We start from the raw sequence: 25,163 nt of genomic DNA, 5'->3' as shown, positions 1-25,163 counted from the left end.
TTATCTTGTTAAAACTGAAATTAAAGCAACCAAAACTGAACCTATAGAAATGAATAGTCCTGTATTTTGATTGTAAGATGCAGATTGAGATTTGGCTTTGTTTGGTTTTACATATACAACGTCGTTTTGTTGTAAATAGTAAACAGGAGAGGTAAAGATTTTATTAGAGCGTAAATCTATTTTGTAGACCTTTTTTTCAGAACCCTCTTCTCTGATAACCTCAATATCTCTAATTCCAGAAATGTTTAAATCTCCAGCTAAGCCAACAGCTTCTAATATGGTGATTCTTTCATTAGGGATAGTAAAAGTACCAGGTGTTTTTACATCCCCCAACACACTAACTGAAAAATTTGCAATTCGTATATTAATAGTGGGGTTTTTAATGTATTCAGGATCTAACTTATTTCTAAGTAAATTAATTACTTCTGGTCTTGTTAATCCTCCTATTTTTAATTTTCCTAGTATAGGGAAATCTATATACCCTTCATTATCTATTAAATAAGCTTGTTGTTTAGGAGTTCCTGAAACACTGTTTGTAGCAGTGTTATAAGTAACAGCTGGCAAGTTAAAAGGTTTTACAGCATCCAGATCCAAAGCCGAGATAGTTATTTGTAACAAATCATCTGGTTTAAAGATTGTTTTAAAACTATTGGAGATTTTTGCTTGTTCTATTTGGTCGTTTTGAAAATATACGATTTCCTTTTTAGAGACGCAAGATGAGAGAATTGCTAGTGTAAAAACTAAAACAATTTTTTTTATCCTTTGCATTTGTTTATAATTTTTCGCGAATGTACAAATTTAATTTTTTATTGAAGAGTCTAACTTTTCATATATAGAATTGTTAGATATGTACTCAGGAACAATATCCTTAATAAGTTGAACTGTTTTGTGGTTGTTATGAGTTTTATTACTTTCACACAAGTCTATTATTTTTTTAGAAATTATGGAATAGTTAATTTCTTGATTTTTGGCAATCATTATTTTTTCATGATAGGTAGGGGTCGTGTTTTCTCCATTAGCTAAAAGTTCCTCATATAGTTTTTCACCAGGGCGAAGACCAGTAATTTTAATATCTATATCATCAGGGTATCTAAGTCCAGAAAGGAGAATCATTCTTTTAGCAATATCAAATATTTTAACAGATTTCCCCATGTCAAAAATGTATATTTCTCCTCCATTCCCCATAGTTCCTGCTTCTAAAACCAGTCTGCAAGCTTCAGGAATAGTCATGAAATAGCGTGTAATATCTTTGTGTGTAACTGTTAAAGGACCTCCGTTTTCAATTTGTTTTTTAAAAAGAGGTATAACAGAGCCATTTGACCCCAGTACGTTACCAAAACGAGTTGTGGTAAATTTTGTGTTGTGACTTTTAGAGTTACTTAAGCAACTTATGTACATTTCAGCAACACGTTTTGTAGCTCCCATTACATTAGTAGGGTTCACAGCTTTGTCTGTAGAAACCATTACAAAACGTTCAATTTGGTGTTCAATAGACAAGTCAGCAATATTTTTAGTTCCGCCAATATTAATTTTTACTGCTTCATAAGGACTCATTTCCATTAAAGGGACATGTTTGTATGCAGCGGCATGAAAAACTTTATTTGGTTGGTATATATCAAAAATATCAGCCATTCTAATTCTATCTCTAACATCTGCAACAATAGCTGTAAAGTTTTTTCTTCCTTTTTGAACTAGCTCTTGCTGTAAATCATAAAGATCAGATTCAGCTTGATCAATTAAAACTAAATGTTTGTAATTGTAGTTACTTAATTGTCTAGAAATTTCTGAACCAATTGAGCCAGCAGCTCCTGTAACTAGTATAACTTTATTATTAACATCCCTTTTTACTATTGGGTTGTCTATAGATATAGGTTTCCTGTTTAATAAATCTTCAATTTTTACTTGCTTAATTTGGTTTGCTTCTAGGTCACCATCAATCCATTTAGATAAAGGAGGTACTATTTTTACTTTAACCCCTAGTTTTAAAAGCTTGTCTGTTAAATAAAGAAGCTTTTCAGATTTAATATTTTGAATAGAAATAATTATTTCATCTATTTCTTTACGTTTAACAAACTCTTCATTTATGTTTTTTCCGGTATAAATCTTTATACGGTTAATTTTTTTTCCTAGTTTTTTTGGGTCATCATCTAAAAAACCAACAACTTGATAATTATTTTTAGTGTCTCTATTTAATGCACCGTATGTCATTAAACCAGAATCACCAGCTCCATAGATTAAAACATTTATAATATCATCTAACTCAGAAGAAATTATTTCATAAAAAGCTTTAAAAACATATCTACTGATAATCAATACCAATACCGTAATTAAGTAATGAATGATAACAATTGATCTAGGTATAGTAAATTGAGGGAAAATTTTAAAAGTGCTATTAAATAAAACAACACTAATATTAATCATAGAGAGCAAGGTGACGCCTACAAAAACATTAAAAGCATCTCTTGTACCAGTATGTCTAATAATTCCACGGTATGATCCTACAAGGAGGAAGCTAATTATAGCAACAAAAGCTATAAAAGGAACTTGAGTGTAAAGTTTTTCAATATCAAAATTTAAGCTTGCATTAAAGCGAACGGAATAAGCAAGTATAAAAGAAATACAAACTAATACTACATCTATAACCAACACAACCCACCTTGAGGCGTATCTGTCTATAATCTTTAAAAATAAATTTTTAACCATTTAATATTTGGTAATACTGTAAATGTACAAATTTATTATGGAATGAATAAAATGATAAAAAGCTAGATTTTTTTCATCTGTTGTTTCATCATTTGCATTTGCTCTTTAAGCATTCCATGTTTGTCTAATTTTTTAGCCTCAGCCATTAAAGCAGTAGCCTCTCTTTTGCGTCTTTTGGTCATAGCAATACCAGCTAGCTGTAGCTTTGCCATAGCTAAATCATGATCCATAGCTAAGCCTAATTTAACAGCTTTTTTTAAGAATTTCTCAGCCTGAGTCATATTTGTTTGAGATAACATAATACCATGTAAATAGTTGTAGTATCCTTCTTGCTTTTGAATTAAAGCTGCTGAAGGGTTTTTTATATATCCTAGCCATTTTCTAGCACCGTCAAAGTTTTGTTTACGAAGCTGTAAAAAAGCCAGTAATATAAATTCGTTTTTAAAGTAGAATAAAACAAAAATACCAGCAAGTAAAAGTATTGAAATACCATTCATTATGTGTCCTTGAGTAAACTCATAAATAGACCATAAAGTAATTAAACCTGCTAAAACTAATTTTATATTTTTATTAAACATGATTGCGTGTTGTTCTTTTTAAAATGTTGAGCAAAAGTACATCTTTTATGAAAATGTTTTTACTTCTTATAATATTTTTGATTTTTAAACCAAGCTAAAGTTCCAATAGTAGCAACAAAAGCAATAGAGTAGTATACAGAAGTAGGAGTAATTACTTTATCTCCACTTGCATAAGAGTGTAGACCTGACAAGTAAAAGTTAACACCAAAATAAGTCATCATAACAGAGGCAAAAGCTATAATTGACCAAAGGTTAAAAGTATATTTACCTCTTAAGCCTGGAATTAAACGCATATGTAAAACAAATGCATAAACCATAATCGAAATTAAAGCCCAAGTCTCTTTAGGATCCCAACCCCAATAACGTCCCCAACTTTCATTAGCCCACATACCACCTAAAAAGTTTCCGACAGTAAACATGACTAAACCAACAGTTAAAGCCATTTCATTAATAATAGTTAATTCTTTTATATGCAACTCCATTTTCTTTTTATTCTTTTTTGTGGTAAATATCATTAAGAATAATGTAAAAATTCCTAGTATCATTCCCATGGCAAATGGACCATAACCAGAAACAATAATAGAAACATGTACATATAACCACCAAGAGTTTAACACGGGAACTAGATTTGCTATCTCAGGGTCTAACCAATTTTGATGTGCAAACATTAAGATTACTGAAACTAAAAATGTGGTAGCAGCAATAGTTAAGGGAGAGTTTTTTCCTAATAATAATCCAAATAACATGGTGGCAAATCCTACAAAAATAATAGATTCATAAGCGTTACTCCATGGAGCATTCCCACTAATATACCATCTAGCAGTTAAACCTAAAACATGAAAAATAAACAGTATGATTACAGCTCCAATTAAAACTTTTACAATTTTATGAATCCATGGTTTATTGTTGAAAATTCCTAGAAAGACGAAAAATATAAGAAGTAAACTAACATAACCATAGTATTTAGATAGCTTTACAAAAATATTTGTTTTGTTGTAAGCTATTTCTATGTTAATTTTATCTTTTGAAGGGATTACTTCAGCTCCAAATTTTTGTTGAAACTTTTTGATGCCATTCAATACTTTATTAGTTTCTGTATAATCTCCTGATTTTTTTGAAGCTTGTAACAATTGTAAATATACAGGTAATGATTGACGAACAAATACAGAGTCTGTACCTTTAAAATTTGCTTGAGATGTTTCAGGTTGTGAAACCCATTTGTTGTTCTCGTCTTTTGGAATAGGAAATATTCTTAAAAGACCACCACCTAATGCTTGTGATAATAACCAAACCCTACGTTCAATCTTAATGATATCAGTTTCAAATTTATTTTGAATTTTTTTCTTTTGAGCATCAATTACTAAGTGACCTATTTTAGAGGTACCATCAGCTTTATAGAAATCAATAAAACGAGCATATTTAGTTTCCTGAGGAAGGTCTAATACTTCTCTAATTTGAGTATTTCCTTTTTCTAAATAAATAAAAGGAACATTTAACCAAAACATAGGGCTTTCAGTAATGGATAAAAGTATTTGGCTAGGTTCCATGCCTCTAAAAGTATCACCATGAGCTACTTTTCTTACCAATTCAGAAGCAAATGTGTGTGCAGGTTTCATTCTTCCACCTGCGTCTTGAATAACAAGTGTACTAAATAATTCAGCATGTTCTTTATTAACAATATTTGCTTTAAAAATAGAATCTATTTGTACTTCAGTAATCTCTTTTGCTTTGTGTTGCGTATTGTGCTGACTAAAACTTGTTAATGCTGTAAATAAAGCTATAGTTGTTAGTTTGGCTTTTTTAGAACGAATTTTGACTAATGCATTTTTTAAATCATCAAAACGAGTGTTTTTTGCGAATAAATTGGCTATTAAACCAAAAAACAGTAAAGAATATCCAAAATAGGAAACCCAAGTACCCCAAAAATCATGATTAACAGATAAATGTGTTTGTTCTCTTCCTTCTTCTATTTTATAGCTAGATTGAAAGAGTTTGTAGCCTCTATAATCTAAAATATGATTCATAAATATTCTAAAATCAAAAGTTTCTTCAGAGTCAATTACAGTAACTTCACTAGCATAAGAAGCAGCACTTTCTGAACCAGGATATTTTTCTAATTGAAAATCGTTTAACTTAACCTTAAAAGGTGTCTGAAGCTGTTTTGCTCCATACCATGCTCTAAAATTTAAACCTCCAATACTAAATTGCTTTTGGTCGTTTACATTAAATTGACCTCCTAAAAATTCTTGACGTTTAGTTTCTCCATTGATTGTGATATCAAAAATTACGGTGTCAAATTTTTTAGGATCCTTTTTCCCGCTTACTGTTTTAATAGTTCCTTTTTCAGGTGATTTAGGAATAACAAACTGAAGACCATTAATATTATGTAGGGTTAAAAATTGAAAATGCTGTGCACTATCTTTAACAACAAGTCCTTTTTTCTGATCAGCCATTCTAAGCCAATCACCATTGTTTTTAGAAAGTAATTTTAAACTGCCGTTCTCATAAAAGAAATTAATGGAAGCATTGTTGTTAGGAGCATCAAAACCAACTAAAATATTATGAATGTTTTGAATACTACCTCTTTTAATATAATGTTCGTGCCTGCTTCCACTAGAGCTTTCCACTAAAAATAAATGCTCTATACCGTTTTCATCAATAACTAATTTTTTTTCTGACCAAGGAATATAATCCACTAAATTGAAATGAATTTCGTGTTTTTCACTTTTGTTATTCGGTTGGAAAGTTTCAGTAAAATTAGCTGAGTTTTTGCCCCAAGCAGAAAGTAATAGTTTATTAGCTGTGGTTTTCTGAAATTCATTATTGTCTATTACAACATTTAAGTAATTGGTATCAGATAAAAAGGTATTAGAGGTTTCACCTTCATCTAAAATCATAATACCTTCATAGCTAATATATCTAGTAATACCAGCACCAATTAAAATAAAAAGAAAAGCAACATGGAAAAGTAAAACAGTCCATTTTTCTTTTTTATAAAGACGGTATCTAAAAATATTACCCAAAAAGTTAATAACAAAAAATAGTAGAATTAGCTCAAACCACCAAGTGTTATAAACTAAAGCCTTAGAAGTTTGAGTTCCATAATCATTTTCAATAAAAGTAGCTACTCCCATGGCTATGGCGAATACAAAAAATAAAATAGCCATTAAACGAGTAGAGTAAAGAATATTTAAGATTTTCTTCATCTGGTACGTAGGTATAAAACTGGGCAAATTTACGTATTAATGCTTGAATGGCATTATGATTTGAATCAATTTTAACATAAGTGTATTTGTACAAGCCTTTTTATTGTACAATGTTGCACACATTTTTTCTCAGAATATTTTCGTGTACAGTTACTGTACATAATTTTTTGAGAGAAATTTTTCGAGTACAAATAATAACGAAACATTTCTCATAAAAAATATATAGTTTAAGTGTAGAGAAAGGATTGGAGTAAGAAGGTTTAGTTGCCTATTTTTTCCCCCATTTTCACAAAAGTTTCTATTTTGTTTTTGGTGTTGGTAATTAAATCTGAGTCAATTTGTATTTTATCTTTATCTAGTAGAAGAACAATTGTAGAGCCTCCAAAAGCGAAGTATCCCATTTCGTCACCTTTTTTAATAGGAGTATTGGCTTTGTATGTTTCAATAATACTACCAACCATAGTAGCTCCTACTGGTGCAATAAGTATATCGCCTTTATCTTCTGTTTTTAGAATACAGTATTCGCGTTTGTTTTCGCAAAAAACCTTGGTGAAATTTGATGCTAGTGCATATGGAGAAACAGATAAGTAATCCCCCTTTATTTTAGTCATTGGAGTAGGTGTGCCCTGGTAAGGAAAATGATATCTATGGTAATCGTTAGGGGCAAGTCTTAAAATAATTAATGAGGAGTTTTTATATTGAATAGCAAGTTCTTTGTTGCCTAAAAATTCGTCAAGAGTAAATTCTCTTCCTTTTACAAAGAAGTTGCTAATGTCACTAATGTTTTCAAAAGCAAGAAGTTTTCCGTCTCCAGGAGAAACAATACCATTAGCTATTGGACGAGCGTTAGTTTTAAGTTTTCTATAGAAAAAATCATTGAAAGATATATAGTCTTCTATTGAAAGTTCTGCTTCATCCATATTAATGTTTAAATCTTTTACAAAGCCTTCAATTTTATTGATAGAGCTAGGCTTGTCCATTAGTTTTCCGTACCAAGAGGATAAAAATTTACGTTTAACAATAGGTAGCAAGGCAGTTTTACCAAATGGATTGTTATATAGTAACTTTAAAAAACCTTCGCCTGGTGGTGTTTCAGTGTAAACTGTTCCTGTGGTTCTATCAATAAAATTTATTTTCATAATTTATTCTTCTTCAGTGCTTTCAATTAATATGGTTAACATGTCAATAGCAGCTTGTGCTATTTTGGTACCAGGGCCAAATACGCCTACGGCTCCAGATTCAAATAAAAACTGATAATCTTGTGCTGGGATTACACCACCAACAATTACCATGATGTCTTCTCTGTCATATTTTTGTAATTCAGCAATTACTTGCGGAACTAATGTTTTGTGACCAGCAGCCAATGAAGATATTCCTAAAATGTGAACATCGTTTTCTACGGCTTGTTTAGTAGCTTCTTGAGGGGTTTGAAATAACGGGCCAATATCTACATCAAAACCTAAGTCGGCATAACCAGTAGCTACTACTTTAGCACCTCTGTCATGTCCGTCTTGACCTAGCTTGGCAATCATAATCCTTGGTCTACGTCCTTCAAGTTCTGCAAATTTATCAGCTAATTCGGTTGCTTTTTTAAATAAAGCATCATCTTTTATTTCTTTACTATACACGCCAGATATGGTTTTATGTACTGCTTTATGACGGCCAAAAACAGTTTCTAAAGCGTCGGAAATTTCGCCTAAAGAGGCTCTATCTCTTGCGGCGTTAACGGCTAGGTCTAATAGGTTTCCGTTACCTGTTTTGGCACATTCAGTTAGTTTGTTTAGAGAATCATCAACTGCTTGTTTATTTCTTTTGTTTCTTAGGTTGTTAAGACGTTCTATTTGAGATTGTCTAACAGCTTCGTTGTCTACTTCTAAAATATGAAGCGGATCTTCTTTTTCTAATTGATATTTATTTACGCCTACAATAACATCTTGACCACTGTCTATTTTTGCTTGTTTTTTTGCTGCGGCTTCTTCAATACGCATTTTAGGAATTCCTTTTTCAATGGCTTTTGTCATTCCTCCTAATTCTTCAACTTCTTGAATTAGTTTCCATGCTTTATTGGCAATTTCTTCGGTTAGTTTTTCAACGTGATAACTTCCTGCCCATGGGTCAACAGTTTTAGTAATGTGTGTTTCTTGTTGTAGGTATATTTGAGTATTACGGGCTATTCTGGCAGAAAAATCTGTGGGTAAGGCAATAGCCTCATCTAAAGCGTTTGTGTGTAAACTTTGGGTGCCTCCGAAAGCAGCAGCCATGGCTTCAATAGTAGTTCTAGCTACATTATTAAAGGGGTCTTGTTCTGTTAAACTCCATCCGCTTGTTTGGCAATGTGTACGTAAGGCAAGAGATTTTGGGTTTTGTGGGTTAAATTGCTTTACAATTTTTGCCCATAACATTCTTCCTGCTCTCATTTTGGCAATTTCCATAAAATGATTCATACCTATAGCCCAGAAAAAAGATAAACGTGGTGCAAATGTATCGATATCCATTCCAGCTTCAATTCCTTTTCGTATATATTCAAGACCATCAGCAAGCGTATAAGCTAATTCAATTTCAGGGGTAGCTCCAGCTTCTTGCATGTGGTAACCGGAAATAGAAATTGAATTAAATTTAGGCATGTTTTTGCTAGTGTATTTAAAAATATCAGCAATTATTTTCATTGAAGGAGTAGGAGGGTATATGTAGGTGTTACGAACCATAAATTCCTTTAAAATATCATTTTGAATAGTTCCTGATAATAGCTCAGGAGCTACACCTTGTTCTTCAGCTGCTACAATATAAAAAGCGAGTATAGGTAATACAGCACCATTCATGGTCATAGAAACAGACATTCTATCAAGAGGAATTTGGTTAAATAAGACTTTCATGTCTTCTACAGAATCAATGGCAACACCTGCTTTTCCAACATCACCTTGAACTCTTTCATGGTCGGAGTCATAACCTCTGTGGGTGGCTAGGTCAAAAGCTACAGAAAGTCCTTTTTGGCCTGCTGCTAAATTTCTTCGATAAAAAGCATTGCTTTCTTCTGCAGTAGAAAAACCAGCATATTGTCTTATAGTCCAAGGTCTCCTAACGTACATGGTAGAATAAGGGCCTCTTAAGTTTGGAGCTATACCGGCAGCAAAATTTTCATGTTGAAAAGTTGCGGGTTTAGATTGTTTTTCTTGAACTAAGCTTATGTTTGAGATGTCTTTTCTATTCATTTTTTAAACGTTCTTGTTCAAGCTTTTCAGCTAATCTTTTTTGAATGATTGGTTGTATTAAGGTTTTTTCATTACGAATATTCATGAATGAATTAACTTGTAATTCGTTTTTCATTTTGTCGTTTTCGTTTTGAATTTTATTACTACCTAGTAACACTAATGTCCCGTTGTTAAATTGCGTTTGTTCTTTTTCTGCGGATTCTTTTATTTTTCTCTGGATAGTTCCTTCTTTTAGTTGTTTAAGGAATCCTCCTCCTTTTTCAATTTGTTTAAATACTTCAAGTGCTTGTTGAGCTAATTGTTGTGTTAGGGATTCTATGTAATAAGCTCCATTAGCGATATTTTGTGCTTCTGAAAGTTCACTTTCTTGTTGAAGTATTAAAAGCTGATTTCTTGATATACGTTCTCCAAATTCATTAGTTTTATGGAAAATTTTATCATATGCTACATTAGCTATGGTATCAGCGCCTCCTAATATTGCACTCATGCTTTCAGATGTGGTACGTAACATATTAACATTGTAGTCATACAATGTTTTATTGCGTAAAGTAGGTTGTGTAAAGATGTGTGTGGTTTTATTGCTAATTCCATACTCTTTTAATAAAGAAGACCATAATACTCTATAGGCTCTGAGTTTAGCAATTTCAAAAAAATAATTGCTGCCTTGACTAAAGTTAAAATGTATTTTATTGGAAATGTTACCTCCAAAATAATTAAGATATTCATTAGCGTGTGCTAACGCATAGGCTAATTGTTGAATTATGTTTGCTCCTGCATTTTGATAGATTGAGGCATTAACAGCTATGGTGTTGTTTGTGTTCTTGGTTATTTTAGTTAATGTATCGTGGTCAGATTTTATGTTTTTATACCAGTTACCTGTACGAGCTAAATTTCCAATAATATCAATATTGAAATAAGTGTTTTTCGAATTAGTATAGGTTGCTAATTCTGTAATATATTCTGCTGATAAAAAATTGATTTTAAAAAATAAAAAGGTGTTTTTAATGTCAATGTTTTTTAAAAGAATTTTGTAGTTGATGGTTTGGTTTATTACAAATTCAATACAGCTGGCACCTCTTTTTAGAGAATTTAAAGCAATTGAGTTTGCTTCCTCTTCACTTTCTACTAATATTGTTTGGCAAATATTGAATCCTTTTTTAGGAAGGTTTATTTGCTGGTGAGTTCTATCTTCTTTAGTGTAAAAAGGTTTTATTGTTATACCTTCATTTGTTTTCCATAGTAGTGTGTCATTGTAGTCGGCACCTTTTAAGTCAACTTGAATTTTGTTTTTCCAAGCTTGAGGTGTTATTTCTTGAAATTCTTGAAACAAATAATCGCTCATTATTTTTTTATAGTGTCAAATTCAATAATGTAAATATCTTCATTCTCTTTTTTCATTAGATATTTTTCTCTGGCGTACCTTTCTAATTCTAAAGAGTCCTTTAATTTTTCTATAGTTTCTTTGTCTTTAGCTATTTTTTGTTTGTGGAATTCAATCCATGTTTCAAGTTCTTTAATATCATGGTTAAATTCTCTGTGAGTAAGGTACGAATTTTCGTCAAAAAAAAGCATCCATATAACAAATACTGTTAATATAGCAACATATATGTTGCCAATTATTTTAAAAGATTTGTTTTTTAAAGAGGGCAATTTCATGGTTATAAGCGGTCGTTAATTACAGTTCTTACAATATCAATAGCAACTGTATTTCTACGGTCGTTAGGTATAATGATGTCAGCATAATTTTTGGTGGGTTCAATAAATTGCTGATGCATTGGTTTTAAAGTGTCTTGGTATCTTGTTAAGACTTCTTCAACATCTCTTCCTCTTTCTTTGATGTCTCTTCTTACTCTTCTTATTAATCTTTCGTCGGCATCGGCATGTACAAAAACTTTTATGTCACAAAGATCTCGTAATTCTTTACTGTTAAAAATAAGTATTCCTTCAACAATAATAACTTTTCTAGGGTGTGTTTTAATAGTGTCTTTAGTACGGTTGTGGGCGACAAAAGAATAGATAGGTTGTTCTATTATTTCGTTGCTTTTAAGTTTTCTAAGGTGTTCAACTAAAAGATCAAAATCAATAGCTCTTGGGTGGTCAAAGTTTATTCTTGTTCTTTCTTCATAAGTGAGGTTATCGGTTTCTTTATAGTAGGAATCCTGAGAGATAACACAGACTTCATCAGGTGGAAGTTCGTTGATGATTTGGTTTACTACTGTGGTCTTTCCGCTTCCAGTTCCTCCAGCAATACCGATAACAAAAATATTTTTCATGTAATTAATAAGGTAATTCGGTTAACAAATTTAGAAAAAATAGTGCATAAAAAAAGTGCTAACAAATTTGTTAGCACTTTTTGTTTTGAGCCGATAGAGGGACTCGAACCCACGACCTGCTGATTACAAATCAGCTGCTCTAGCCAGCTGAGCTATATCGGCGTTTGCCTTAAAAGCGTGGCAAATATATAATGTTTTTTGAAACTGAAAAAACTTTTTTTTGTTTTTTTTTGATCTTGTTTTTTTAGTGTCTTTTTATCAGTGTTTTATAGAGTGTGTGCAAGTGTAGAAATTATAAAAGTCAATTATTTTCTGCATCATCTGCAGACATTGATTGCTGTTTTTGTTTTTTACGGTAATAATAATCCTATTTTCTTTTTCTATAGTAACTAATATATGTCCGTTTGGGAAGTATATTGTTAAGTGATTTTGCTTTTGTTCTTGTAAGTGTAAATCGAATTCGCCACTTAACCAATTATTAAATACTTCAAAATGATTGATAGTTGTAATATTGGAAAAGCTAATTTGATGGTATGAATTTTTATAGGTTAGCTTGCTTAACGTTTTATTAGTTTGAATAATGTTTTTTTCAATTATCATGGCATGAATTAAACTTTAAAGAAAATTTTCTTTTTAAATAAATACTGTCCTAAAAACAGATAGAAAATAACAACAACTATGGCATATATTAAGGAAGCTAGTTTTGGGTTATTTAGAATATTGTAAAATAAATTATCAAATAGCCAAGTGTGTAAGTTTTGGGTTTTTGATACTTTTAGTAGATAAAAAGTTTTAGCTACTATCATAGACAGGAAGTAAATGATAATTGCATTTTTACTTACATATGTGAGTATTTTAGGGGTGTTTCTAGTTTGAATATCGTATAAATAATAGAATAAAGCTAATGTTATGGTTGCCCATCCTGCGGTAACTAGTACAAAACTGCTAGACCATATATTTTTATTTATTGGAAACCACAAACTCCATAAATAACCTGAGCCTAATAAATATACAGCATAAGAGAGTAAAAGGTGTTCTTTTTTATGTTCAGTTGTTTTGTTTATTATTTTGCCTGCTAGTATTCCAAGTAAACAGGTTGTAACTGCAGGGATGGTGCTTAAAATGCCTTCAGGGTCAAATGCTTTTTTCCATAAATGATTTCCAAGTACTTTAAAATCTACATAATTTACCCAGTTGTTCAAATTGTTTTCTAATGAAGGATTTATATTATTAGGTAATGGAATAAATTTTAAAAGAATAAAATAAGAAATTAAAAATGCAATTATTAATTGAATTATCATCTTAGTCTTAAATTTAAAAAAAATAATAGAAGAGATGAAAAATACGATACCAATACGTTGTAAAACACCTGGGATTCTAAAAGTTTGGATATTTTCTGTAAAAGGAAAAACAGGTGTATAAATATTTATAAACAATCCTAGAGCAATTAGTTTTAAGCTTCTAATCAATAGTTTTTTGAAGTTTTTTTTATTGAGAGGCTTGTTGTTATAGGCCAAAGAAATAGAAATACCAACAATAAAAAGAAAAAAAGGAAAAATTAAATCGGTAGGTGTTAAGCCATGCCACTCAGCATGAAGCAGAGGAGAGTAAACATGATTCCAGCTTCCAGGATTATTTACTAGAATCATGGCTATTATAGTTATGCCTCTTAATGCATCAACCGATTGTATTCTATTGTTGGTGGTCATTTTGTTACGGGGTTAGTTGTCGCGTAATCCTAGTTTGTGACCAGCAATGGCATAGTATAAAATTAAAATATAACAAGGGAATAAAATCCAATAACTGAAAGTAGATGCTTCAGCCAAAGCTGAAGCTTCGTTAATTCCTTGAGTCATTAATGATGCTTTTTTACTATCTACAAACTGACCATATAAAGGAGGGATAATTGCGCCTCCGGCAATAGCCATAATTAATAAAGCGGAAGCTGTTTTAGTGAATTTCCCAAGCCCCTTAAGAGTTAAAGGCCATACAGCTGGCCAAACTAATGCATTGGCAATTCCTAAAGCTGCAACAAATAAAACAGATGTAAAACCAGAAGTAAAGATTATACATGCAGTAAAAAGTATTCCTAAAATGGCACTTACTCTTAATGCTAAGGCTTGACTGATATATTTTGGTATTAGAATAACACCTAAAGCGTATGTTAATACCATAGCAGCCAAAGTGAATGTTGTGAAAAATTTAGCGTCAGCGCCAGGGATTCCTAAAGATATTCCATAGGCTATAATAGTGTCTCCAGCAATTACTTCTGCACCAACGTATACAAATAAAGTAGCGACACCTAGCCATAAATGAGGAAATTGAAAAATACTAGTTTTTGAATTATTGCTGTTAATGTTTTCTTCATTGGCTTCTGCTTCTACATGTGGTAGTGGAGCTTTTCTAATTAAAACACCTAATATAAATAATACTAAAGCCATTATAATATATGGTGTAATTACACTATCAGCCATAGAGTTTAGGAGTTGATCTTTTTCTGCTTCTGAAACAGTACTTAGCTTCTCTTTTATTTGGTCAATTCCTGATAATAATAGGGCTCCAAATATTAAAGAACCTAGTGCCCCAGCAACTTTATTCGCAATACCCATAATTGCAATTCTTTTAGCGGCACTTTCTATAGGACCTAAAATAGTGATGTATGGATTGGATGCTGTTTGAAGTAAAGTCATTCCCATACCTTGCACAAAAATACCTAGTAAAAATATCCAGTAGGTTCTTGCGTTTGCAGCGGGAATAAATATTAGAGCACCGATAGCCATTATAACAAGGCCTAGTGACATTCCTTTTTTATAACCTATTTTATTTATAACGTATGATGACGGTAGTGCCATGACAACAAATGATATATATGATGCTGATGCAACTAAATATGATTGTGCATCGGTAAGTTCATTTATGGTTTTCATAAAAGGAATAAGTGCTCCATTAATCCAAGTGACAAACCCAAAAATGAAAAATAATCCAGCAATTATTATTATCGGGACAATCATGGTATTGTCAGATGTTGTTTTGTTTGTTTGAGACATAGTTCTATTTTAAGAATTTTTAATGATAGTAGATTTTGTAAGGTGAGCTTGAACTAAAAATAAAGCTGTAGCCCAATATAAATATTTAAAAGTGAAAGAAAGAACAATTTTCTACTAGTAACATATATTTCTAGCTAAACAAAAAAAAAAGAAGGTTAAACAAATCTAAAACTAAGATCAATTTAATTTTCTTTAATTAGGCGTTGGTGTTTTTTAAAATAACTTGTTTAGTGTTGTTAATATACTTGCGACCAATTGGGATTCTTTTGCTGTTAATCTCTATAGAGTTGCCTTCAATGGAAGCTACTTTGTTAATAGCAATTGTGTAAGACCTGTGTATTCGTAAAAAGTTATTACTGGGTAATTCTTCTGTTATACTAGTTAATGATTTGTGAACAATATAATTACCAGTAGTTGTAGATACTTTGATGTAATCTTTTAAGCTTTCAATGTATAGTATGTTGTCGTATAGAACTTTTACTAATTTTTTATCTACTTTTAGAAAAATATATGAATCTTCATTTCCTAATGGAGCCTCCTTGATATTGTGGTTAAGATGTATTTGTTGTGTTAATTTGTTAATAGATTTTAAAAACCTAGGAAAAGGAATTGGTTTTACAAGGTAGTCCAATACATCTAATTCATAACTATCTGCAGCAAATTCCCTATAAGCTGTTGTAATAATAACATATGGTTTAATAGATATATTTTTAAGGAATTCTAATCCATTCATTTTAGGCATATTAATGTCTAGGAATAAAACGTCTACTTTTTCTTTTTCTAGAGTTTCTATTGCTTCTAATGGGTTGTTAAATGTATCTACAATAGTTACATTTTGAAATTCTTCCAAGTGTTTTTTAATAACATTAATTGCTAAAGGCTCATCGTCTATTATAACACAGTTTATCTTCACGTTGTTCAGTTTTAGTTTATAGGGATTTCTAGTTTTATAGTATATAAATTGTTGTTGTGACTAAGATCTAATAGGTAATTGTCTTTAAAAATCAAATCTAATCGTCTTTTGGTGTTGGCGTTACCAATTCCGCTTTTTGTTTTTGGTGTTTCTAAAAAATCAAAAGTATTCTTTAAGGTGAAAATTAAAGTATTGCTTTCGGTTTTCTCGAAACTAATGTAAATATAAAAATCGGTACTAGCCTTATTACCGTGTTTAAAACAATTTTCAATATAAGATAAAAAAATAAGTGGGGGTATTTTTACATTGTTTATATCTCCTATAATATTAACATCTATTTCAGAGTCTTTATTACATCTTAGTAGTTCAAGATCAAGATAGTTTTGAATATAATCTATTTCTTTTAAAAGAGGTACTTTGGTGTCTTTTATTTCATACAATACATATTGCATGATGTCAGAGAGTTTTAAGACAACTGAAGGAGCTTTGTTTGATTTTTCTAAAGCTAAAGAGTAGAGGTTGTTTAGAGTGTTGAAGAAAAAATGAGGTTGAATTTGAGTTTTTAGGAAGTTTAACTCACTTTTTAAATGCTCTTTTTTAAGATTGTCAATTCGCATTCTTTGGTTGGTCCAGTCAACAGTGAGCTTTATAGCTGTAACCAATGCTAAAACATAAAGTTCTCCTAAGGTTACGGCAACAATATGATTAAAGGTAAAAGCTTCTTGGATTCCTTCAGCTTCTGGCCATATGTTTTTAGTGACTAAAAAATAATTAAGCCCTGTTCTAATAATGTATAGAATGCACAAAGATATAACAAGAAGGGAAATGTATCTTTTGTACTTTTTTTGAATTAGAAATTTAGGTATAAAATAGTATACGTTAGTGTATGCTAGTATCATATGTAAAGGAAACTCAACTAAATTGGATTTAAATGAATACCAATAATCGTCAAAGTAACTTCCCCATCTAATAACGTTAAAAATAAAATACCCTACCCAAAAAATAATATGGTATTCTTTTTTTATAGTTCTATTGGAATATTTTTTTTTACTCAAAATGCTAATAAAAGGACTGTTTGGTTCGTAATTTATAACGTTTTTTTAATTGTTCCAAATGCTAAATAAATGTTAATTGATGGTGGTCTATAAATAAAAGCTATTCATTGTTTATTTTGTGTTGTTGGTATATAATTTTTTTTTTAGGGTTTTGTAAGTGCATAACTTTAAGCAAACAATTAATTAACTTATTCATGAAAAAAAATAAAATTTTACTACTATTACTTTGTTTTTCTTTCTTGCTTATTCAGGTAACAATGGCGCAAGAGAAAACGATAACTGGGGTGGTAACCTCCAAGATGGATGGAGAGCCATTGCCAGGAGTAAGTGTTGTTGTTCAGGGGACGACAAAAGGGGTTGAGACTGATTTTGATGGGAATTATCAAATTAAAGTAGCTACAGGTAAAACCTTAGTGTTTAATTATGTAGGTATGAAACAAAAAGCAGTCGTTGTACAAAATCAAACACAATTAAATGTTGCTTTAGAAGAAGATAGTTTGCTTGATGAGGTGGTTGTAACTGCATTAGGTATAAAGAAAGAAAAGAAAGCATTAGGATATGCTGTAAGTAATGTAAAAGCAGAAGATTTGCAAATGGCAAAGGATCCTAATGTTGTGAACTCTTTACAAGGTAGAGTTGCGGGGCTTGAAATTAACCAGGCTTCTGCAGGTGTGGGGAGTGCTAATAGGATGGTGATAAGAGGGAATAACTCTATTACAGGTAGTAATCAGGCTTTATATGTTGTTGATGGGGTGCCGATTGATAATACTGAGAATTCAGGTAATGTTGATGAATGGGGGAATGGGTTCTCCATAGGTAATGGTGTAGCAGATATAAATCCAGATGATATTGAAAGTGTTTCTGTTCTTAAGGGAGCTAACGCAGCAGCTTTGTATGGAGCAAGAGCTTCTAATGGTGTAATTATGATAACGACCAAAAAAGGAAAAAAAGGGAAAATGTCTATAGGGTTCAATTCTTCAGTAACTTTTGAAGAGGTAGCTTTTTTACCAGAATTTCAAAATACGTATGGGCAAGGTTCTTTAGGGGCAATCCCTACGGATGGTTCTTTAAGGTCATTTGGTAGCTGGGGACCAAAACTAGATGGTTCTAATCAATTATTGTGGACAGATAAAAATGGGCGATATGAAGCGAACCCAAATAATGTTAAAGATTTCTTCTCAGGTGGAAGTACAATGATTAACTCATTTTATGTTGATGGAGGAAGTGAAAAAATGACTTCAAGAATCTCCTATACAAGAAGTGATATTCATGGTGTTGTACCTAATAATGAATTGCAAAAAAATGCTTTTGCGGCGTATTCAAAATTAGATATAGGTAAGTTAACGGTAGATTTAAAAGCAAATTATATTAATCAAAAAGTAAATAATAGACCGGCTCTTTCTGTATGGCCAGATAACGTGGTAAATGCTTTATACTCAATGCCGCGTAATGTTAATATTAATGAATTGGAAGCTAACCCTACGGTTGTGCCTCGCTCAGGTTCATTTAACAATCCGTTTAGTTCGGTGAATACTGTAGGTACTGAAGATGTAAGAAATAGAGTGTTTGGGTATGTGAGAGCCAATTATCAATTTAATGATAATTTAAATGCAGTTATAAGAGCGGGTAGTGATTATACTACTCAGAGTTTTTTAGGATGGGCACCTCAAAACCATCCAACCATAGCTGGAGGGCGTGTTTCTGATAATACCTATACAAATCAAGAAACGAATATTGATTTTTTAGTGACTTATACTAGAGAACTAAATGAAGATTTAACGGCTACAGTTACTGGTGGTGGTAACCGCTTAGATTACAAAGGTACTGTAAAGGGAGGTGAAGGAAACGGGTTAAGGCTTCCTGGGATTTATAATGTGTTAAATACGGAAAGTTATGTTTCTGACCAAGGAACTGGTGTTTATGAAAGAAGGGTAAACTCGTTATATTCAACATTAGATCTTGATTTTAGAGGGTATTTATTTGCGCAAATTACAGCAAGAAATGATTGGTCATCAGTTTTGCCATCAAATAACAATTCGTTTTTCTACCCATCGGTATCTTTAAGTGCTGTTATTACTGATATGTTTGGTATAGGATCTGAGGATTTAAATTATTTGAAATTGAGAGGTTCTTGGGCGCAAGTAGGTAGTGATGGAGATATAGGTTCATATATTATTCATTCAAGATATTTAACGGAACCTACGTATTTAAATAATGGAGTTTTAACTACAACGAATGTAAAGCCGAACCCCAATTTATTGCCACAAACAACAAAGTCATTAGAGTTTGGTTTAGAAGGTAAGTTTATTAAAAATAGGTTAGGTGTTGATTTTTCTTATTATGATACACAAACAGAAGATCAGGTAATTCGTTTACCAGCACCTGTTGAGTCTGGATATGAAGAGTTCTTACTGAATGAAGGAACTTTAATAAATAAAGGAATAGAAGTGGGAATTAATTATGATATTATTAAGAAAGAGGATGTTTCTTGGAATCTAGGGATTAATTATTCTCATAATAGAACTACAGTACAAGATTTAAGTACAGATGTTATTCCTTTGGCTCCAATTACAGGGAATACTCCTTTCCGAATTTTAGCAACTAATAATGGGAGATATGGAGATATTGTTGGTTTTGGATACAAAAGAAACGACCAAGGTCAAATTTTAGTTGGAGATGATGGGAGGCCATTGGCTTCTGATGAACAGCAAACATTTGGTAATTTTAACCCTGATTGGTTAGGTGGAGTTACTAGTGATTTTAGATATAAAGACTTTTCTCTTCGTTTTTTAGTTTCTTCAAAAGTAGGTGGGCAAATATTGTCTAGGACAGACATGATATTAGATGTTAACGGTAATAGTACAAGAACTTTGCAAGGAAGAGAAAATGGAATTGTAGTACCAAATAGTATTGTAGAGTCTTCTGGAGCTGTAAATACAACAGCTGTTCCTGCTCAACAATATTATCAAACGGTTGCTGGTGAAAGAATAATAGAAGATTATGTTTTTGATGCAGACTATATTAAGTTAAAAGAGCTAGCGATTGGTTATAACTTACCTAAAACGTTACTTAGTAAGTTAAATATTTCAAGTGCTTCTATTCAGTTAATTGGTCGAAACCTTTTCTTTTTTCATAGAGAAACGGAAAGCTTTGATCCTGAAGTTTCAGGATTTAATACTAGAAATGCACAAGGTATAGAGCTTTTGTCATTACCTGGTACAAGAAGTTATGGTTTAAACTTATCAGTTAAATTTTAAATCTAAAAAGAATGAAAGTAATTAAATATATAAAGAAAATAGTAGGTATTACAGCGCTATGCTTTTGTGTATATTCGTGTACTACAGATTTTGAACAAATTAATACAGATACTAATAATGTTTCATCAGAGACGTTGGATAATATATCTCCTTTACTAACCCAAGTTCAGAGGCATGCTTTTGTAGAAGCACGTTATAATACTTGGAGAGGTAATTTAATTTTTGGAACTCGATTTGCGGAACAGTTTTCATTTAGTTTCTCAGGAACATGGTTTGGAAACGGAGCTGGATTCAGGTATGATAATACTGCATGGAATGATGCAGCTTGGGATACGCCTTTTTCTGAAGTATCAGCGCCTTTAGCTGAGTTGTTGAAGTTAACTTCAGCAGGAGGAAGGTTAGAGGATACTTGTGGTAATGCGGTTGTGAAAGTTATCAAAGGATTTTTCTATCAAAGAATGACTGATGTTTTTGGAGCGGTGCCATATACAGAAGGAGGTTTAGGAGGTATCCCTAAATTTGAAAGCCAACAAGAAGTGTACAAGATGATTATGCAAGATTTATCAAGCGCTATTAATACGTTGAAATCATGTAATGGAGTTATTGATGGTATTGCAGATGGAGATATGGTTTATGCTGGAGATTCACAAAAATGGTTAGCAGCTGCTAATACATTGTTATTGAGAATGGCATTAAGAAGTAAAGATGCTAACGGAGGTAATCAAGCAATTATAACAGAAGCTTTGCAAAATCCATTTATAGCAAGTTCAGCAGATAATTTCCAGATAGCTCAAGATCCTTCAAATGCTGATCCTGTATTTAATGGTTACTATGATATCTGGCACACATTTCAAGGGTGCTGTGGCAATGCAGCTTCATGGGTCGTTTCAGAAACATTGGTTGAGTCTTTTAAATCAAATAATGATCCTAGGTTATTCGGATTTGCAACTCCTGTAGATGGAGGAACTGCTGGTGTATGGAATGATTATTCTGGAGCTAAGGTGGCTGCTAAAGCTTCTTATGCTGCTAGTAGAACATTTGAGAGTTTTTCTAAACCGAATGAACGTATTTGGAATGATGAAAACTTCCCTTTTATAACTATGACATATGCGGAAGCTGAATTATTACAAGCAGAAGCTAAATATGCTACTAATTTAGGTGGAGCTCAGGCTCATTTTGAGAATGCTATAAGAGCTAATGGTCAGGATTGGAATGCTGATGTAGCTTTGGTTGATAGTTATATTACAAATGAAACATCAGCTCAATTGTCTGCAACTCCAGCTACAGCAATGCAGCAAATAGGGTTAAATAGATGGTATGCTGCTTATACAAATGGATATGAGGCTTGGTCAGTAATGAGAAGATTCGATTTAAATGTTTTTCCAGATAAAACGTTTACAAGCACCAATGATTGGGCAGATACAACAGGTGGGGTTAATAATAAAATGGGAAAACGTCTTAATTACTCTCAGGCAACTAAATCACAAAATCCAAATGCAGTTCAATATGCAGTTAGTGTTCAGGGGCCAGATGCTTATTCTACATCATTATGGTGGGATGTTAATTAAGGTGGTAGGTTTACTATTTATATAGAAAGTATAGTTAATAATCATTGAAAATCGGAAGTAGTATTATCTACTTCCGATTTTTTTATTTTTATGCATGTTTCGTAAGGGAGAGGTATAGTTTAAAAAGTGTTGAAATTATGTTTTAAGAATGTTTTTTGTTAAAAAATTGAAAATAAGCTGTTAGTGTATAAAATGTTGTTGTTTGTTGTTTTATTAGTGTTGTTTGGATGTATTTTTTTTAAACATTTTTATAGCTATATAACTTTAAGCAAATAATTAATTAACTTATTCATGAAAAAAAATAAAATTTCACTACTGTTATTTTGTTTTTCTTTTTTACTGATTCAAGTAACAATAGCTCAAGAGAAAACAATAACAGGAGTAGTAACATCTAAAGCGGATGGAGAGCCGCTACCTGGGGTAAGTGTTCTTATTCAAGGAACAACAAAGGGGGTAGAAACTGATTTTGATGGAAATTATGAAATTAAAGTAAATACGGGGGATACGTTGACTTTTACGTACGTAGGTATGAGCCCTAAATCAGTAATAATACTTAATCAAACAACTTTAAACATAGCTTTAGAAGAAGGTAATTTACTTAAAGAGGTTGTGGTGACTGCATTAGGTATAAAAAAGGAGAAAAAAGCATTGACTTATGCAGCTCAAGAAGTAGGAGGAGATGAGTTAACTAAAGTTAAACAAACAAATCCAATTAATAGTTTGTCAGGTAAATCTGCAGGTATAACTATTAATAGAAGTTCTTCAGGGCTGGGAGGTGCTGCCAAGGTGGTATTAAGAGGTAATTCATCAACTACAAATAATGATCCTTTATATGTTATTGATGGAGTTCCAATGCTAAATCAAGGAAATGGTTCAAATGGTTCTGAGCCAGGTACAGATATTTTTGGAGGTCAAACTGGGAATAGAGATGGAGGTGACGCAATGTCAATGATTAACCCTGATGATATTGAGAGTATCTCTGTCTTAAGAGGAGCTTCTGCTGCAGCTCTTTATGGAAGCCAAGGAGGAAATGGAGTGGTTTTGATTACCACAAAGAGCGGGAAAAAAGGAAGATTGTCTGTTAATTTTAGCTCTAGTTTGACTATAGATAATGTATTGTCGTTGCCAAAACTACAGTCAGAATATCAGTCGCCATCTGTGGGGCAGCCAATAGCAGAGAATGGAAATGTAACTGATCCAAAGTCATGGGGAACAAAAGCAAGTGGTTTGCGTAATGATTATGCAGAAAACTTTTTTAATACAGGTTATACTTCAGTTCAAGCAATTACCTTGTCAGTAGGTACAGAGAAAGCGCAGACTTTCTTTTCATATGCAAACACTATTGCAGAAGGGGTAATTCCTGAAAATAGAATGATCCGTAATAATGTAAATGTGAAAGAAACCATGAAGTTTTTTGATGATAAATTAAGTGTTACAGCTAATGTTAATTTATCAGATCAAAGAATAAACAATAGACCAGGGAATGGATTGTATGCTAATGTACTTACGGGGTTGTATTTGAATCCCGTAGGAATTAACCTTGATAATTATAAAAGGTATGAATATTTCAATGTAGAGAATAATATGATGGATCAATATGCGACTTCATTTGATGAGAATATACAACAGAATCCATATTGGTTAATTCATAGAAATCCAAGTGGGGATATTGCTCAAAAAGTTTTAGCGGGTTTAAGTTTAAAATACCAATTTACAGATAACTTTTCATTACAGTCAAGAGGTAGTTTTGATAAATCGTTTTTTACTTATGAGAAAAAAATGTACGCAGGAAGTGATCCTAATCTAGTTCCTAATCATGGTCGATATATATTAGAAAAAACTGAAAATACGCAGCAGTATATAGATTTAATAGGAAATTATAAATTAGATATTTCAGATGATTTTACTGCAAACATATTAGTAGGAACTAGTTTAACAAAGTATAGGTTAGGAGATCAGATTTCTTTAGACTCGGGTTTGTTTAATCTTACACACCCAAACTGGTTTTCAATTCAGAATTTTGCATCAACTAAAAATATAGCTCAAAATGTTTCAAATAGAGAGTTACAGTCTGTTTTTGGGTCGTTAAATTTAGGGTTTAAAGAAATGTTATTTTTAGATGTTACAACTAGAACAGATTGGTCTTCTACTTTAACTAAGCCATTTAGTTATCCATCTGTAGGTTTAACTGGAGTTTTAAGTGAAATGATCGAGATGCCTGATGCAATTAGTTTCGCAAAAGTAAGAGGTTCATATGCTGAGGTAGGTACAGATATACCTGTCTATGCTACAAATCCTTTAGCAGAAATAAGACTAGGAGTTTCTAATTATACGGATCCGCAGATTGGACCAAGGGTTGGTGATGTACTTAAGCCTCAAAGGCAAAAATCATTTGAAGTGGGTACAGAATGGCGATTTTTTGGAAATAGATTAGGTTTAGATTTTACCTATTATAATACAAAGACAACAGACCAGATATTTTATGTGCAAGCTGAGCCAAATACAAAAGGTTATGTTCAAAATATAGTAAATGCGGGTGAAATTAAAAATAGTGGTATAGAGTTAACCTTAACAGGTAAGCCAATCGTTAATGATAATTTTACTTGGGAAACCAATGTAAACTTGGCAACTAATAACAGTGAAGTGGTGTCTGTGCATCCTGAACTTGGAGGGGAAGCGATATTAACACCTCCAGGGGTTAATGGTTATCGTTTTGCTTTAGTAGAAGGAGAGGAATTTGGTAGTATTCAAGCAAGAAAATTATTAAGAAATAGCAACGGAGTACCAATGACTGTGGATGGCGCATTACAAAAAACCGATTTTGAGACTGTAGGGAGTGCTCAGCCAGATTTTACACTAGGTTGGAATAATAGTTTTACACTAGGTAATATTTCTTTTAATTTTTTAATAGATAGTAAGTTTGGAGGAGAGGTGTTAAGTGTTACTGAAGCGGTAAATGATCAGTATGGGGTTTCTCAGGCTACAGCAGACGCTAGAAATGCTAATGGAGGAATGATAAATGTAGTAGATAAAAATGGAGCTAGTGCCCAATTAGATGCAAAGGATTATTTTGGACAAGTTGGTGGAAGAGCAGGTATTTTAGGAGAGTATGTTTACGATGCAACAAATATTAGATTGGCAGAAGTTAGTTTAGGGTATAACTTTGATTTTAAAGATAACTTTATTAAAAAAATGAGAATTTCTTTAATTGGTAATAATTTATTCTTTATTCACAAAGAAGCTCCTTTTGATCCTAATATTACCGCTAGTACTGGGTTGGGATTGCAAGGGGTTGATATTTATGGGCAGCCATCAACAAGAAGTGTAGGGCTTAATATTAACTTAAATTTTTAA

The 25,163-nt window shown here is 32.0% G+C and carries 17 protein-coding genes and 1 tRNA gene; 3 read left to right on the top strand and 15 right to left on the bottom strand.

Going from position 1 to position 25,163, the window contains the following annotated elements; genetic code table 11:
• The 15 genes from ABNT65_RS11360 to ABNT65_RS11290 all read right to left on the bottom strand — a co-directional run bounded on the left by ABNT65_RS11360 (position 1) and on the right by ABNT65_RS11290 (position 16,984).
• Positions 1-768 carry a polysaccharide biosynthesis/export family protein gene (locus ABNT65_RS11360; protein ID WP_348745876.1) on the bottom strand — a complete coding sequence of 256 codons (768 nt, stop codon included), beginning with the start codon at positions 766-768 and terminating at the stop codon, positions 1-3.
• A 30-nt stretch (positions 769-798) separates the two neighbouring features.
• On the bottom strand, positions 799-2,703 hold the full coding sequence (locus ABNT65_RS11355; protein WP_348745875.1) for a nucleoside-diphosphate sugar epimerase/dehydratase: 1,905 nt from the start codon (positions 2,701-2,703) through the stop codon (positions 799-801).
• A gap of 62 nt (positions 2,704-2,765) precedes the next feature.
• Positions 2,766-3,281: a DUF2892 domain-containing protein gene (locus ABNT65_RS11350; protein WP_348706927.1), complete on the bottom strand. Its 516-nt coding sequence runs from the start codon at positions 3,279-3,281 to the stop codon at positions 2,766-2,768.
• Positions 3,282-3,340: 59 nt separating this feature from the next.
• Positions 3,341-6,487: a cytochrome c biogenesis protein CcsA gene (gene ccsA / locus ABNT65_RS11345; protein ID WP_348745874.1), complete on the bottom strand. Its 3,147-nt coding sequence runs from the start codon at positions 6,485-6,487 to the stop codon at positions 3,341-3,343.
• A gap of 260 nt (positions 6,488-6,747) precedes the next feature.
• Positions 6,748-7,626, bottom strand: coding sequence for a phosphatidylserine decarboxylase (locus ABNT65_RS11340; RefSeq protein WP_348706925.1), 879 nt, complete (start codon positions 7,624-7,626; stop codon positions 6,748-6,750).
• Positions 7,627-7,629: 3 nt separating this feature from the next.
• Positions 7,630-9,696, bottom strand: a complete 2,067-nt coding sequence (gene scpA / locus ABNT65_RS11335) for a methylmalonyl-CoA mutase (protein ID WP_348706924.1) — start codon at positions 9,694-9,696, stop codon at positions 7,630-7,632.
• Positions 9,689-11,038 carry a methylmalonyl-CoA mutase subunit beta gene (locus ABNT65_RS11330; protein ID WP_348706923.1) on the bottom strand — a complete coding sequence of 450 codons (1,350 nt, stop codon included), beginning with the start codon at positions 11,036-11,038 and terminating at the stop codon, positions 9,689-9,691. The genes scpA and ABNT65_RS11330 overlap by 8 nt, the downstream gene beginning before the upstream one ends.
• Entirely contained in the window at positions 11,038-11,352 is a 315-nt protein-coding gene (locus ABNT65_RS11325) for a septum formation initiator family protein (RefSeq protein ID WP_348706922.1), read from the bottom strand. Before ABNT65_RS11325 ends, ABNT65_RS11330 begins: the two co-directional genes overlap by 1 nt.
• A gap of 2 nt (positions 11,353-11,354) precedes the next feature.
• Entirely contained in the window at positions 11,355-11,960 is a 606-nt protein-coding gene (gene udk / locus ABNT65_RS11320) for a uridine kinase (RefSeq protein WP_348707112.1), read from the bottom strand.
• Between the two features lie 97 nt (positions 11,961-12,057).
• A tRNA-Thr gene (locus ABNT65_RS11315) sits at positions 12,058-12,131 on the bottom strand.
• A gap of 96 nt (positions 12,132-12,227) precedes the next feature.
• Positions 12,228-12,569, bottom strand: a complete 342-nt coding sequence (locus ABNT65_RS11310; RefSeq protein WP_348745873.1) for a hypothetical protein — start codon at positions 12,567-12,569, stop codon at positions 12,228-12,230.
• Between the two features lie 8 nt (positions 12,570-12,577).
• Positions 12,578-13,678: an acyltransferase family protein gene (locus ABNT65_RS11305; RefSeq protein WP_348745872.1), complete on the bottom strand. Its 1,101-nt coding sequence runs from the start codon at positions 13,676-13,678 to the stop codon at positions 12,578-12,580.
• Positions 13,679-13,690: 12 nt separating this feature from the next.
• On the bottom strand, positions 13,691-15,016 hold the full coding sequence (locus tag ABNT65_RS11300; protein ID WP_348745871.1) for a sugar MFS transporter: 1,326 nt from the start codon (positions 15,014-15,016) through the stop codon (positions 13,691-13,693).
• 196 nt (positions 15,017-15,212) lie between these two features.
• A complete protein-coding gene (locus ABNT65_RS11295) occupies positions 15,213-15,929 on the bottom strand; it encodes a LytTR family DNA-binding domain-containing protein (protein ID WP_348706918.1) in 717 nt (238 codons plus the stop codon).
• Positions 15,930-15,940: 11 nt separating this feature from the next.
• On the bottom strand, positions 15,941-16,984 hold the full coding sequence (locus tag ABNT65_RS11290; protein ID WP_348745870.1) for a histidine kinase: 1,044 nt from the start codon (positions 16,982-16,984) through the stop codon (positions 15,941-15,943).
• Between the two features lie 194 nt (positions 16,985-17,178).
• Here ABNT65_RS11290 and ABNT65_RS11285 point away from each other — a divergent pair, with 194 nt between their 5' ends.
• The 3 genes from ABNT65_RS11285 (at position 17,179) to ABNT65_RS11275 (ending at position 25,163) form a co-directional block, all read left to right on the top strand.
• Positions 17,179-20,241 carry a SusC/RagA family TonB-linked outer membrane protein gene (locus ABNT65_RS11285; protein WP_348745869.1) on the top strand — a complete coding sequence of 1,021 codons (3,063 nt, stop codon included), beginning with the start codon at positions 17,179-17,181 and terminating at the stop codon, positions 20,239-20,241.
• Positions 20,242-20,252: 11 nt separating this feature from the next.
• A complete protein-coding gene (locus ABNT65_RS11280; protein ID WP_348706915.1) occupies positions 20,253-21,809 on the top strand; it encodes a SusD/RagB family nutrient-binding outer membrane lipoprotein in 1,557 nt (518 codons plus the stop codon).
• 291 nt (positions 21,810-22,100) lie between these two features.
• Positions 22,101-25,163 (top strand): SusC/RagA family TonB-linked outer membrane protein, encoded by a 3,063-nt coding sequence (locus ABNT65_RS11275; RefSeq protein ID WP_348745868.1) that lies wholly within the window; start codon positions 22,101-22,103, stop codon positions 25,161-25,163.

It is taken from the genome of Tenacibaculum sp. 190524A02b (genome assembly GCF_964036645.1).
Taxonomy (GTDB): Bacteria; Bacteroidota; Bacteroidia; order Flavobacteriales; family Flavobacteriaceae; genus Polaribacter; species Polaribacter vairaonense.
The sequence above is the reverse complement of the archived record's forward strand: the minus strand, read 5'-3'. Positions and strand labels throughout refer to the sequence as shown.

Coding starts and splice junctions, on each gene's coding strand:
- ABNT65_RS11360 (WP_348745876.1), bottom strand. CDS start 768: ATGCAAAGGATAAAAAAAATTGTTTTAGTTTTTACACTAGCAATTCTC.
- ABNT65_RS11355 (WP_348745875.1), bottom strand. CDS start 2,703: ATGGTTAAAAATTTATTTTTAAAGATTATAGACAGATACGCCTCAAGG.
- ABNT65_RS11350 (WP_348706927.1), bottom strand. CDS start 3,281: ATGTTTAATAAAAATATAAAATTAGTTTTAGCAGGTTTAATTACTTTA.
- ccsA (WP_348745874.1), bottom strand. CDS start 6,487: ATGAAGAAAATCTTAAATATTCTTTACTCTACTCGTTTAATGGCTATT.
- ABNT65_RS11340 (WP_348706925.1), bottom strand. CDS start 7,626: ATGAAAATAAATTTTATTGATAGAACCACAGGAACAGTTTACACTGAA.
- scpA (WP_348706924.1), bottom strand. CDS start 9,696: ATGAATAGAAAAGACATCTCAAACATAAGCTTAGTTCAAGAAAAACAA.
- ABNT65_RS11330 (WP_348706923.1), bottom strand. CDS start 11,038: ATGAGCGATTATTTGTTTCAAGAATTTCAAGAAATAACACCTCAAGCT.
- ABNT65_RS11325 (WP_348706922.1), bottom strand. CDS start 11,352: ATGAAATTGCCCTCTTTAAAAAACAAATCTTTTAAAATAATTGGCAAC.
- ABNT65_RS11310 (WP_348745873.1), bottom strand. CDS start 12,569: ATGATAATTGAAAAAAACATTATTCAAACTAATAAAACGTTAAGCAAG.
- ABNT65_RS11305 (WP_348745872.1), bottom strand. CDS start 13,678: ATGACCACCAACAATAGAATACAATCGGTTGATGCATTAAGAGGCATA.
- ABNT65_RS11300 (WP_348745871.1), bottom strand. CDS start 15,016: ATGTCTCAAACAAACAAAACAACATCTGACAATACCATGATTGTCCCG.
- ABNT65_RS11285 (WP_348745869.1), top strand. CDS start 17,179: ATGAAAAAAAATAAAATTTTACTACTATTACTTTGTTTTTCTTTCTTG.
- ABNT65_RS11280 (WP_348706915.1), top strand. CDS start 20,253: ATGAAAGTAATTAAATATATAAAGAAAATAGTAGGTATTACAGCGCTA.
- ABNT65_RS11275 (WP_348745868.1), top strand. CDS start 22,101: ATGAAAAAAAATAAAATTTCACTACTGTTATTTTGTTTTTCTTTTTTA.